Below are 12974 nucleotides of genomic sequence, written 5' to 3' on the forward strand. Positions count from 1 at the left end.
GCCATGTCACGCTTTTTTATCGATCGGCCGATCTTCGCTTGGGTCATCGCCCTGGTCATCATGCTCGGCGGCGGCCTGGCTATTCTTGCCTTGCCTGTCAATCAGTTCCCCAATATCGCCGCCCCAGCAATCCAGATTTCCGTCAGTTATCCCGGTGCCTCGGCGCCAACGGTGCAGGAGACGGTGGTGCAGGTCATCGAGCAGCAGCTCAATGGACTCGACGGACTGCGCTATATCTCGTCGAACAGTAATTCCGATGGCAGCCTGCAGATCACCGTGACCTTCGACCAGGGCACCGACCCCGATATCGCTCAGGTCCAGGTACAGAACAAGCTGCAACTGGCGATCCCGATGCTGCCCGAGATGGTGCAGCGCCAGGGCATCCGGGTGGTCAAGTACCAGATTAACTTCATGCTGGTCATGGCGCTGGTTTCCACTGATGGGCGGATGTCCAGCGGGGACATGGGCAACTACATCGTCTCCAGCTTCCAGGACCCGATCTCGCGGGTCAAAGGAGTCGGCGATTTCATGATCGTGGGCACCCAGAACGCCATGCGCATCTGGCTGGACCCGCAGAAACTCAACAGCTACCAGCTCACGCCGCAGGATGTGGTCGCTGCAGTCAGCGCCCAGAACGTGCAGATTTCCTCCGGTCAGCTCGGCGGCCTGCCGGCGCACAAGGGCATACGGCTGAACGCCACCGTGATCGGCAAAATGCGCATGCGCAGCATCGACGAGTTCCGTGAGATCCTGCTCAAGGTCAACCCGGATGGTTCGCAGATCCGCCTGAGAAATGTCGCCGAGGTCGAGCTGGGCAGCGAAGATTATTCCCTGTCCAGTCTATACGGCGGCAAACCGGCAGCCGGGATCGCCCTGCGCCTGGCCACCGGGGCCAACCTGCTGGATACGGTAAAGGCCGTGCGTCAGGTGGTGGCCGAGCTCGAGCCTTATCTGCCGGATGGCGTGGAGACCAGTTTCCCCTATGACACCTCGCCGATGGTGTCTGCTTCGATCGAGGCGGTCCTGCATACCTTGTTCGAAGCCATCGTACTGGTGTTCCTGGTGATGTATCTGTTCTTGCAGAATTTCCGGGCGACCCTGATTCCGTCCCTGGCCGTGCCAGTGGTGTTGCTGGCCACCTTTGGCGTGCTGTTCGCCTGCGGCTTCACCATCAACGTGATGACTATGTTCGCCATGGTGCTGGCCATCGGTCTGTTGGTGGACGATGCCATCGTGGTGGTGGAAAACGTCGAGCGAATCATGGCCGAGGAGGGGCTCTCGCCGAAGGAGGCCACGCGCAAGTCCATGGACCAGATTTCCGGCGCGCTGGTGGGCATCGGTCTGGTGATTTCCGCGGTCTTCCTGCCGATGGCCTTCTTCGGTGGCTCCGCCGGGGTGATCTATCGGCAGTTCGCTATCACCATCATCGCAGCCATGAGCTTTTCGGTGCTGGTGGCGTTGATCTTTACCCCGGCGCTCTGCGCGACCCTGCTCAAGCCGGTCGAAGCCGGCGCGCACCATGAGAAGAGGGGGTTCTTCGGCTGGTTCAACCGTACCTTCGAGCGCGGTGCCGACCGCTATCGCAATGGCGTGGCCGGTATTCTCACCCATCGCTGGCAATTCATGCTGGTCTACCTGCTGCTGGTCGCAGCGGTGGCATTGCTGTTCGGCAAGGTACCCAGTGCCTTCTTGCCTGAAGAGGATCAGGGCAAGATGTTCGTGCAGTTGCAGATGCCGCCCAACTCCAGTGCCGAACAGACTGGACGGATACTTGCCGAGATCAGCGATTATCTGCTGCATGAGGAGGGTGATACGGTGGCCACCACCTATGCCATCACCGGTTTCAACTTCGCTGGGCGTGGGCAGAGTTCGGGGATGATCTTCGTCGATCTGAAACCCTTCGAGGAGCGCCAGCAGCCTGCGCAGAGCGTCTTTGCCCTGGCCCAGCGGGCGGGGGCGCGATTCGCGCAAATCAAGGAAGCAACGGTGATCCCCATCGTGCCGCCGGCCATTCTGGAAATGGGCAATGCCTCCGGCTTCGACTTGTTCCTGCAGGATCATGCCAGGCTGGGCCACGCGGCTTTGATGGAAGCTCGCGACCAGTTCCTGCAACTGGCCAGCCGGGACCCGGTACTTGCCATGGTTCGCCCAAATGGCCTGAACGATGAAGCCCAGTACCAGGTAACCGTCGACGACGAGAAGATTCGCACCCTGCAAGTGCCCATCGAGGACGTCAACCAGACCATGTCCGTGGCCTGGGGCTCGACCTACGTTAACGACTTTATCGACCGCGACCGGGTGAAGAAGGTCTATGTGCAGGGCAACCAAGATTCCCGCCTGGCGCCCGAGGATTTCGACAAATGGTATGTGCGTAACCTCAAGGGCGAGATGGTGCCGTTCTCGGCCTTCACCAGCGGCCAGTGGATCTACGGTTCGCCGAAGCTGGAGCGCTACAACGGGATTGCCTCGGTGGAAGTGCTCGGCATGCCCGCACCCGGCTACAGTACCGGCGATGCCATGGCGGCAGTCGAGCGTATCGCCAGCCAGCTGCCCCCAGGCATTGGCATTACCTATACCGGGCTGTCCTACGAGGAGCGGGCTGCCGGTTCACAGGCTGCGGCGCTCTATGGGTTGTCACTGCTGATCGTGTTCCTGTGTCTGGCAGCGCTCTACGAAAGCTGGTCGGTACCGATTTCCGTGATGCTGGTGGTGCCGCTGGGCGTACTCGGCGCGGTTACGGCCACCCTGCTGCGCGAGCTGTCCAACGATGTGTTCTTCCAGGTCGGCATGCTCACCACCATGGGGCTGGCGGCGAAGAACGCCATTCTCATCGTGGAATTCGCCAAGAATCTGCACGAACACCAGGGCCGCAGCCTGATCCAGGCTGCCATCGAAGCGGCGCGGCTGCGCCTGCGGCCGATCATCATGACGTCGATCGCCTTCGTCCTCGGGGTGCTGCCGCTGGTTGTCGCCAAGGGGGCCAGCAGCGGCAGCCAGCATTCGATTGGCACCGGTGTGCTCGGTGGGACTCTGGCGGCGACTTTCCTGGCGATTTTCTTCGTACCGCTGTTCTACGTTGTGGTGATCAGCTTGTTCGAGAGAAAACCCACAGTATCCGAAGCGCAGGATGCAGAAGGAGTAACGGCATGAGGCAAAGGCATCTATGGCTGGCGATAAGCTGCGCCCTGGCTCTGCCGGGCTGCAGCCTGATTCCCGACTATCGGCGCCCGGATGCGCCGGTCGCTGGCGCCTGGCCGCAGGGAGAGGCCTATCGCCAGGAGACGACGAGCGGCCAGCCAATGGCTGCCGAACTCGGCTGGCAGCAGTTCTTCCGCGACCCGGCGTTGCAACGGATGGTCAGGCTGGCACTGGAAAACAACCGTGATCTGCGCCAGGCGGTGATCAATGTAGAAGCCTATCGGGCGTTGTATCGCACACAGCGCTCCGAGCTGTTTCCGCAGTTCGATACGGAAGCGGTCAGCAGTCGCCAGCGCTGGCCCGCCGACTACAGTCGTGGCGGTGGTGGCGGCTCCGGTAGCAATGGCAGCGGCTCCAGCGGTGGTGGCGGTGGTGGTGGCCAGACGGGCGGCGGCAGCTTCATCCAGAGTCATTACTCCATAACCCTGGGGACCAGCACCTGGGAAGCGGATTTGTTCGGCCGCATCCGCAGCCTGACCCAGGCGGCGTTGGAAGACTATCTGGCCACCGAGGAAACCTGGCGCAGCGTACATATCGCTCTGGTCGGCGACGTTGCGACCGCCTATTTCGCCTGGCGCACCGACCAGGCCCTGCTGGAGCTGACCAAGGCTACTCTGGCCAGCTATCAGGAAAGCCTGGCATTGATCGACGCCAGCGAAAGCGCCGGCGTCGCCTCGCAGCTCGATGTACGCCAGGCCCACACTCTGGTGGACCAGGCACGGGCGCAGAAAGCCCTCTATACCCGGCAGATCGCCGAGGATGCCAATGCCCTGCAACTGTTGCTGGGCGGCGCCATTCCGGCAGATTTGCCACCAGGGCTCGATATCAACGGGCGGATGCTGGCCGACTTTCCCGCTGGCCTGCCGTCCGATCTGCTGCTGCAACGGCCGGACATCCGTGCTGCCGAACATCGCCTGTTGGCTGCCAACGCCAATATCGGCGCAGCCCGCGCCGCTTTCTTCCCGACTATCAGCCTGACTGCCCGCGCCGGCACTGCCAGCCGTCAGTTGGATGGCCTGTTCGATGCCGGTTCCGGCACCTGGAGCTTCGTACCGACGATCAATTTGCCCATCTTCACCTTTGGCCGGCTCGAAGCGAACCTGGAATACGCCAAACTGCGCATGGATGCCGATGTCGCGCGCTACGAATACAGCATCCAGACTGCCTTCCGTGACGTTGCCAACGGCCTAGCCGCACGCGGCACCTACGGCGAGCAGTTGCAGGCTCAGGGCGAACTGGTCGACAACAACCAGACCTACTACGAATTGGCCCGCCAACGCTATGACGAGGGCGTCGACAACTACCTGACAGTGCTTGACGCCCAACGCGAGCTGTTCACCGCTCAGCAGCGGCTGCTCAGCGATCGGCTGTTGCAACTGGATCGTGAAGTCGGCCTGTACAAGGCGCTCGGCGGCGGCTGGCAGCAGGATAGCGTCGCTGGCGGCAGCCTGGCTCAGGCTACGACGAATCCGGCACCGCTATAACAAGCTGTTTTGCGCAGGGTAGTGGATGGAGTCTTGTTGCATCGCCCTTGTTTATCTCTGGATGAACAGGGCGATGACCGGTCGTCCGGTTGCGGCAGGTGTCACATGGCCGACTATTGGCCGATCAGGCTTTGCACGGCGTGAACGGCCGCCATGGCGCAAACGACATCCTGCTGCTCGGAGCCACCCGATATGCCAATGGCGCCCAGGGCCACACCCTGATACAGGAACGGCTCTCCGCCACCGAACAACACGACTCTATCCTGCAATGGCAGGCCCTGGCGTACCGCTGCCGAGCGGGTTGTCAGGCGCTCTTCCCAGGCACTGGTGGAAATACCGAAACCGACGGCTGTCAGGGCCTTGTTCAAGGCGATGTCGCGACTCTGCAGCGTCGCCCCATCCATGTGTGCCAGGTGAATCAGATTGCCACTCGCATCGACGATGCTGACGTTGATGCGTATCGAGAGTTCGGTGGCTTTATCCAGCGCGGCCTGCAGCGCGCGCATGGCCAGTGGCAGGGTAATGGTATCTATCTGGCGCACGTAGCGGGGCTCGATCTCCCGCGCACGGTTATCGAAAGCGTTCATAGGCGGAACCTTTGCAAGTCAGGAAGGCGGTGGCAGTATCGATGGGGTTCGAGAGCGGGGACCGGGTCCCGCGCTCTCGAAGCCGGTGCCGGATCGGCTCCGGCAGTGCCGCCAGGGATCAGAACGATTTCTGGGCGACAGGGGTGGCATCGCGATGGGTGGCATCGTGTGGATCGTCCAGGTCGCGGTTCAGCGTTTCCGGCATCTTGAACGTCGTGTAGAGCGTGATCAGGGTCAGCAATGACAGGTAGCAGGCGATGGGGAACCAGGCGCCGACTGCCGCGTTTGGATCGTTGGCATTCAAGGCGACAACTACCGCGATGATTCCCGCACCGACCATGGGCGCAATGCCACCGGCGACAGCTGCGGACGCTTCCCGGGCTACGGATACGCCCATGTAGCGATGGCGTGATCCGAACAACTCCGGCATGAGCGCCGCTTGCGTGCCGAACATACCCCAGGTGCCGATGCCTAGCGCGATGGCGACGGCAACGACACTGGCTGCAGTATTGCCCTGGCTGAGAATCCACCAGGTCGGAAAGGCCAGCGCCAGTTGCAGGAAGGCGAAGCTGCGATACACGATGACCCGGCCGAATCTATCGCTCAGCTTGCCGGCGATCGGCACGGTGAAGGAGCCCACGATGGCCGCGCAGATCAATGTGATGACTCCGACCGGTCCCTGCAGGCCCATGACCCCGACCATGAAGCTGATGGCTAGCGCCTGGTAGATCGAGGAGCCGCCGTTTTCCGCCAAGCGCAGGCCGACACCGATCAGCAGCGGGCGCCGGGATTCGGTGAGCACGCTTTTCAGCGGGTTGGCGACGGTCTTCCGGTGCGATTGCAGCTTGATGAAAGTCGGTGACTCTTTCAGTCGCAGACGCATCCAGAGGCCGACCGCGATGATGATGACACTGAGCAGGAATGGTACGCGCCACAACCAGGTTTCCGTTATCTGGGCAGGGTCGCTGCTCATGAGCAGATATACCCCGGCAGCGAGCAGCGTGCCGAGCTGAATGCCCAGAAATGGCAATGCTGCGTAGAAACCACGCCGGCCGGGAGGTGCATACTCGGTCATCATGACCGCGGCGCCCGCCTGCTCTGCTCCGGCACCGAGCCCTTGCAGCAGCCGCAGGACGACGAGCAGGATCGGCGCCAGGTAGCCGGCCGTCTCGAAGGTCGGCAGAACGCCGATCAGGGCACTCGATACCCCCATCAGCAGGACGGTGGCCGCGAGCACGAACTTGCGGCCCACGCGATCCCCGAGTATGCCGAACAGGATGCCGCCCACCGGGCGTACGGCAAACCCCAGGAAATAGGTGCCGAAGCTGGCGATCAAGCGCATCTCCGGCGTTTGCTCGGGAAAGAACAGCGGGCCGAAGATCAGCGCCGCCGCCAGGGTATACAGCGCAAAGTCGTAATATTCCAGAGCACTGCCGAGCGAGCAGGCCCAGGCCGCGCGGCGCAGGTCTTTTTCCCGGATTTCGTGATCCGTTTCGCTGGTGGTCTGTTGGTCGTCGGCGTGCGACAGTGGATTGGCTATCGTTGGATTTGTAATTGTCATAGCGTTTTCTCAAAGAGCCCTGAAAGGCTTTATCGGGTTGGAAATGAAACCGGTTACAAACGCAAGCGTTGGATCTCCTTCAGCATTGCTTGTTCCATCACCTGGATCGGCGCCTCATGGCCGGTATACAGCTCGATTTGTCGACAGGCTTGGTGCAGCAGCATGCGCGTACCTGTGACGACAATGCAACCCAGTTTTCGTGCCTGTTGTAGCAGGGCCGTTTCGGTTGGAATGAAGGCAACATCCATCACGATCAGGTGCGGTGCCAACTTTCCATCCAGTGGATTTACCTCAGGCTGCCGGAAGCCGACAGATGTCGCGTTGATAACGATATCAAAGGCCTGGGCTTCAAACTTGTCGATCGATCCAGCGAAGCCGACATCCAGCGTCGCGGCCAGCTCCTGGCCGCGTTCGGCACTACGATTGAAGACCTGGACCTTGGCGCCAGCCTGGCGGCAGCCATGGACGACCGCCCGTGCCGCGCCACCCGCGCCGATGATCGCGACCCGTTTGCCATTCAGGTTGGTCGCCTCCTGCAGGGCACGCACCGCACCGATGAAATCGGTGTTGTAGCCGGTGAGTACGCCATCCACGTTATTGATCGTGTTGACTGCGCCGATGACCTGGGCCGACTCGTCGATGGCATCGAGAAAAGCCATCACGACCGACTTGTAGGGCATGGATACGTTCATGCCGCGGATTCCCAGCGTACGGATCGCCTGGACCGCGCCCTGGGGATCTTCGACGCCGAAGCAGACGAATGTGTAATCGAGGCCGAGCGCCTGATAGGCCGCGTTATGGATTTTTTCGCCCAGCGAAAACGGCTCGCCCATGATTGAACCGCATAGGGTGGGAAGGGATCTAGGCATCGCATTTCTCCAAATTGTTGTTATCGCCAGAAAGGATGGCTGTGGGCAGCTAGACGACGCTGGTCAGCCCGCCGTCCACGTAAAGCGTCTGGCCGTTGACGAAATCGGCTGCGGACGAGGCCAGGAACACGGCTGCGCCGCACAGCTCCTCGACATTGCCCCAGCGGCCGGCCGGCGTGCGTTTGCATAGCCAGGCCGAAAACTCCTGGTCATCGACCAGTGCACGGTTGAGTTCGGTCCGAAAATAGCCGGGTGCCAGGGCATTGGCCTGGATTCCGTACCTGGCCCAGTCGGCGCACATGCCACGGGTGAGCATGCGCACCGCACCTTTGGTTGCCGCGTAGGGTGCAATCGATGGCCGTGCCAGCTCGCTCTGTACCGAGCCGATGTTGATGATCTTGCCGTGCCGCCGGTCGATCATGTGACGGGCGACGGCCTGGGATACATGAAAAACGCCATCGAGATTGGTGCGCATGAGTTCGTCCCAGTGCTCGGGCGCGAACGTTTCCAGCGGGGCGCGCCGCTGGATACCGGCATTGTTGACCAGTATCTCGATGGGGCCGAGCCGGCTTTCCAGCGCGTCGACGGCCGCCTGCACCTGTTCGCGTTCGGTCACATCGAATGCGCTGGATTCGGCCTCGATACCTTCCTCGCGCAACTGCGCGCATACCACCCGAGTCCGCTCGGCATCGCGGCCGTTGATCACCACCGATGCACCTGCCCGCGCCAGGCCGCGGGCCAGTTCGAGGCCAACCCCTTGGCACGATCCGGTAATCAGCGCTCGGCGGCCATCGAGTCGAAACGGATCAATTTGCAGTGCCATTGATAATTCCTGGTGAAAAGTGGTTAATCATCCCCATTGGCCTTCTGGATGGGGGCTGGACACACTTCACCGCAGTATCAGGTGGTCGTCCAATTGTCTTTGCTGATGCTGTTATCACCAATCAAGATCACGCCAAGAGCATGGTGGAGTGAGAGAAAAAGATGGAGTTCAAGCATCTGCGAGCCTTTATCGTGCTGGCGGAGGAACTGCATTTCGGTCGTGCGGCCCAGCGCCTGTCGATCGTGCAGCCGGCGCTCAGCATGCAGATCAAGGCCCTGGAAGACGAGCTGGGCGTAAGCTTGTTCGACCGGGACCGGCGCTCGGTTTCGCTCAGCGAAGTCGGCCGCATCTTCCTGCCCGAAGCGCGGGCAGCCGTGCACCAATCGATCCGCGCGATGGACATCGCCCGCTCCTCGGGACGAGGTGAAATCGGCCGTATCCGTATCGCCTTCGTTTCCTCGGTGCTGCCCAATGTGCTGCCGACACTGATCCGCGCCATCTACGCCCGCTTTCCCCGGATCGAGTTCGAACTCAAGGACATGTCCACGCCCGACCAATTGGCAGCACTGCACAATGGATTGCTCGATTTCGGCCTGGTACGTCTTCCCGTTCCGGGTGCTGGAGTCAAGACCCGGGTCATCTTGCGGGAATCCTTCGTCATCGCTTTGCCGGCCGGGCATTCACTGGCTGCACAGCATTCGCTGCAACCGGCCGACCTGGCGCAAGCGTCGCTGTTTTTGCTGGCCCGGCGTTATGCGCCCGGTTTCTACAATGAGCTGATCGCGGCGCTGGAGCGACACGGCGTTGCCTTGCGGATCGCCGCTGAACTCGGTGAATTCACCACTATGCTGGCGCTGGTCTCGGCTGGCCTCGGCCTGGGCTTGCTACCGTCCGAAGCGGCGCTGGCCTTGCCGCCGAATGTGGTGGCAAGGCCCGTCGAGCTGGGCGATCATCGGGCAGAAATCGGTCTGGCCTGGGTCGCGTTGGATACACCGCTCAAAAACACGCTGTTCGATCTGTTCCAGGCACTTTTCCCCTTGTCGACTACCGAACTGTCGGAAGAATGAAATAACCAGAGAGGACCGCATGAAAATCGTGATCGCCCCCGATTCCTTCAAGGAAAGCCTATCGGCACCGGACGTGGCCGCAGCCATCGCCGAAGGGCTGCGTGAGGTCTGGCCGGATGCCGAGTTGCGGTGCCGGCCGATGGCCGACGGCGGGGAAGGAACCGTGGCGGCGATCCTGGCCGCGACCGGCGGTGAGCAGCGTTCGGCTAGCGTGCGCGGTCCGCTCGGTGAGCCGGTACAGGCGCACTGGGGCTGGCTGGAAGATGATGCCACGGCGGTCATTGAAATGGCGGCGGCCAGCGGCCTGCATCTGGTCCCGCGCGAGCGGCGCGACGCCCGGCGCAGTTCTACCTACGGTACCGGCCAGTTGATCGCTGCCGCGCTGGAGGCCGGCGCGCGCCGAATCATCCTGGGCTTTGGCGGCAGTGCCACCAATGATGGCGGTAGCGGCATGTTGCGAGCCCTGGGCGCACGCCTGCACGATGCCACGGGCCAGGAACTGGAACCTGGCGGCGCTGCCCTGGCGAGTCTTCAACAGTTGGATCTGTCCGATTTCGACAAGCGTCTGGATGCGGTCTCCTTCGAGGTGGCCTGCGATGTGGATAACCCGCTCTGCGGCCCTCAGGGGGCTTCTCATGTTTTCGGTCCACAGAAGGGGGCCAGCACGCAGGATGTGCTCGATCTGGATGCCGCGCTGGGCCATTACGCGGAGATTTGCGCTGCCACGCTCGGGCGCGACGAGCGCGCATTTCCCGGCAGCGGCGCGGCCGGCGGAATTGGCTATGCTGCCAAAGCCTTTCTTGGCGCGACATTCCGTCCGGGCATTGAACTGGTCGCCGAACTGAGTAGGTTGGATGAAGCGATCCAGGGTGCCGACCTGGTGATCACCGGCGAAGGCAAGCTCGACGAGCAGACCCTGCACGGCAAGACACCGGCGGGCGTGGCAGCAATTGCCAAGCGCCATGGGGTTCCCGTCATCGCTCTGGCCGGCATGTTGGGCGATGGTTACCAGAAGCTCTATGGGCGCGGCATCGAAGCGGCATTCAGCATCGCGCCGGGGCCGGTCACGCTGGAACAGTGCTGTACCGACGCGGGCCGTCTGCTGCGCGAGCGGGCCTGTGACGTGGCACGCCTGTGGCGATTGGCGGCCGGGCGCTGAACGGACAGGCCCAGTTCAAGCTGTCTTGTGGAGGCAGCGCTCGGCTGTTGGCGGTGGTTTTGCGGATTTCGCTTGAGGCTTTTCTAGCTGCTGTTTATGGCCACTGCCGGTCATGCGGATAAGTTGGCGGGTCAGGAAGATGCTCAGCAGGACCACGCAGAACAGGCGCAGGGTCTGCATGGCCAATACCAGGCCAACGTCGGCGTGAGTATCGATGGCGATGATGGCCATCGCGTCCAGGCCTCCGGGGCTGGTGGCCAGATAAACCGAAAGAAAGTCCTTGTCGAGCAGGTGCGCGATCCCCCAGGCGGATACCGCGCACAGTGCGATCAGTACGAGAGTACTGGCAACGATGGCCGGCAGACGTCGCCAGATGTATTGGATCGTGGCGCGGTCGAAGCGCAGGCCGACATAGCAACCGATAGTGCCGTAGGCCAGGGCCAGCATCCAGTCCGGCAGGTTGATATGCAGCACACCGACCAGTTGCAGGGCACCGCCGATCAGCATCGGCAGCAGCAAGGCGCCGGCCGGGATGCGTGAACCAGCGTACAGGCCGAGCAGGACCACCGCCAGAATCAGGGCCAGATTGAGTGGCCCCTGGTGTTCCGGCAGGGGCACGGTCTGCACCTGACCGATCACTTCATGGATGCCGAACAGGTGGCTGACCAGCGAACCCAGCACTACCACGCAGACCACGCGCACGTATTGCATGGTAGCCACTGCCCGGGCGTCGGCACCATGCTCCTCGGCCAGCGATACCATGGCCGAGGCGGCACCGGGGGCCATGCCCCAGAGCGCAGTGGTACTGGATATATCGGTGAAGCGCGCCAAGCCCAGGCTGACCAGACCGCTGAGCGAGATGGTCAGAAGGGTCGCCAACACAATGATGAACCAGGAATCGGCCAGGGTCCCCAGTACCGACAGACTTATCGAATGGGCCAACAGGATGCCGATGCAGCCTTGACTCAACTGGAACGGATAGCGAGTGATCCGCACGCGCAGGCCATGTACGCCCAGATAGATGGCCACCAGCATCGGCCCCAGAAAATGGGCGGCTGGCAGCCCGATCCATGCAAGCAACTGCCCGCCCAGGGCTGCAGTCGACACGAGTACCAGCCATTGCAGCGAAGCTGGCCAGGAACCGAACGACGAAGAGGGAAGGGGCTGCGACAATTGGGCTGCTCCAATAAAATGGTGATTTGATGTGCAATGACAGATTAACGAGAGCCTATTCATCAAGTCCATTTTATAGTAGGCATGAATTGATAACCTTGATTCATGAGTCATGGACTTTCGCGACCTCACCTACTTCGAAACCATTGCCGAGCTGGGGCATGTCGGCAAGGCAGCGGAAAAGCTCAATCGCAGCCAACCGGCGTTGACCAAGAGCATTCAGCGGCTCGAGGAATCCCTGGGTACCAGGCTGTTCCAACGTGATGGCCGAGGCATCAGGCTCACCGCCGCGGGTGAGTTGCTGCTGGCGCGCGGCCGGCAATTGAGCCAGAACGTTGCCGAAATCCAGCGAGAAATTCGTGATTTCGCCAGCGGGGCGGTGGGCAATGTCCGGCTTGGCTGCGCGGCGAGCATGGCCGAATACCTGTTGCCGCAATTGACCGCCGCTCTTCTGCAGCGAACCCCCGATGTCACCTTGAGCCTGGTCATCGGCCAGGACGATCTGTTGAAGGAATCGCTGTGCGCCGGACGCCTGGACATGATCATTTGTCCGATGATCGCCAGTGATCCTCGGTTGACCAGCCATTCCATCCTGGAAGACGAAATGATCATCGTCGCCAGCCGGCAGCATCCGGTTTTCCAGCGTCCGCTGCGACTGGAGGAGCTTTGCCAGTATCGCTGGATTTTACCGGGGAGCGCGGTTTCCGCCCGCCGCTGGGTGGACAATCTCTTCCTTTCCCGACAGTTACCGACGCCTTTCGTGCAAATCGAGACGAATTCCATCTCATTGCTGCCCAGGTTGATTGCCCTTACCAACCTGCTCAGCTTCATCGCCCGCGAGACACTGGAATGCGGCCAGGGCATGGCGCGTTTGCGCGAGGTTCCACTGGACGAGGCAACCCTGACCCGAACCATCGGAGTATCGACCAGAGCCGGCGGCTACCTGTCGCCGGCCGCCCAGGCCATGCTGCAGTTGCTCAAGGAGAACGGGAAAAGTTTTTTCAGCAAGGCTTGAGGAGTTACTCATGAAAACGGGGCCGCCAGGGCCCCGTT

General features: G+C 61.8%; 10 protein-coding genes. 5 read left to right on the plus strand and 5 right to left on the minus strand.

Annotation, left to right across the window (positions count from 1 at the left end; all coding sequences use genetic code 11):
- Positions 1-3 precede the first annotated feature (3 nt).
- Entirely contained in the window at positions 4-3150 is a 3147-nt protein-coding gene (locus tag FHR87_RS07345; protein ID WP_183166066.1) for an efflux RND transporter permease subunit, read from the plus strand.
- Entirely contained in the window at positions 3147-4682 is a 1536-nt protein-coding gene (locus FHR87_RS07350) for an efflux transporter outer membrane subunit (protein WP_183166067.1), read from the plus strand. Before FHR87_RS07345 ends, FHR87_RS07350 begins: the two co-directional genes overlap by 4 nt.
- Positions 4683-4795: 113 nt before the next feature.
- Here the strand turns inward: FHR87_RS07350 and FHR87_RS07355 are convergent, their stop codons facing one another.
- From FHR87_RS07355 to FHR87_RS07370, 4 genes are all read right to left on the minus strand, one after another.
- Positions 4796-5269, minus strand: coding sequence for a GlcG/HbpS family heme-binding protein (locus FHR87_RS07355; protein WP_183166068.1), 474 nt, complete (start codon positions 5267-5269; stop codon positions 4796-4798).
- Between the two features lie 118 nt (positions 5270-5387).
- Positions 5388-6830, minus strand: coding sequence for an MFS transporter (locus FHR87_RS07360; protein ID WP_183166069.1), 1443 nt, complete (start codon positions 6828-6830; stop codon positions 5388-5390).
- A gap of 53 nt (positions 6831-6883) precedes the next feature.
- Positions 6884-7699 (minus strand): shikimate dehydrogenase, encoded by an 816-nt coding sequence (aroE, locus tag FHR87_RS07365; protein WP_183166070.1) that lies wholly within the window; start codon positions 7697-7699, stop codon positions 6884-6886.
- A gap of 49 nt (positions 7700-7748) precedes the next feature.
- Positions 7749-8522, minus strand: coding sequence for an SDR family NAD(P)-dependent oxidoreductase (locus tag FHR87_RS07370; RefSeq protein ID WP_183166071.1), 774 nt, complete (start codon positions 8520-8522; stop codon positions 7749-7751).
- A gap of 161 nt (positions 8523-8683) precedes the next feature.
- Between FHR87_RS07370 and FHR87_RS07375 the strand changes: the two genes are divergently transcribed.
- Both FHR87_RS07375 and FHR87_RS07380 read left to right on the plus strand, forming a co-directional pair.
- Positions 8684-9589: a LysR family transcriptional regulator gene (locus FHR87_RS07375; RefSeq protein ID WP_183166072.1), complete on the plus strand. Its 906-nt coding sequence runs from the start codon at positions 8684-8686 to the stop codon at positions 9587-9589.
- Positions 9590-9608: 19 nt separating this feature from the next.
- A complete protein-coding gene (locus FHR87_RS07380; RefSeq protein WP_183166073.1) occupies positions 9609-10748 on the plus strand; it encodes a glycerate kinase in 1140 nt (379 codons plus the stop codon).
- Positions 10749-10763: 15 nt separating this feature from the next.
- Here FHR87_RS07380 and FHR87_RS07385 read toward each other — a convergent pair whose 3' ends face one another.
- Positions 10764-11921 (minus strand): AbrB family transcriptional regulator, encoded by a 1158-nt coding sequence (locus FHR87_RS07385; RefSeq protein ID WP_420826730.1) that lies wholly within the window; start codon positions 11919-11921, stop codon positions 10764-10766.
- Between the two features lie 112 nt (positions 11922-12033).
- Here FHR87_RS07385 and FHR87_RS07390 point away from each other — a divergent pair, with 112 nt between their 5' ends.
- On the plus strand, positions 12034-12936 hold the full coding sequence (locus FHR87_RS07390; RefSeq protein ID WP_183166075.1) for a LysR family transcriptional regulator: 903 nt from the start codon (positions 12034-12036) through the stop codon (positions 12934-12936).
- Positions 12937-12974 lie beyond the last annotated feature (38 nt).

Source organism: Azomonas macrocytogenes (assembly GCF_014191985.1).
Lineage (GTDB): Bacteria > Pseudomonadota > Gammaproteobacteria > Pseudomonadales > Pseudomonadaceae > Azomonas > Azomonas macrocytogenes.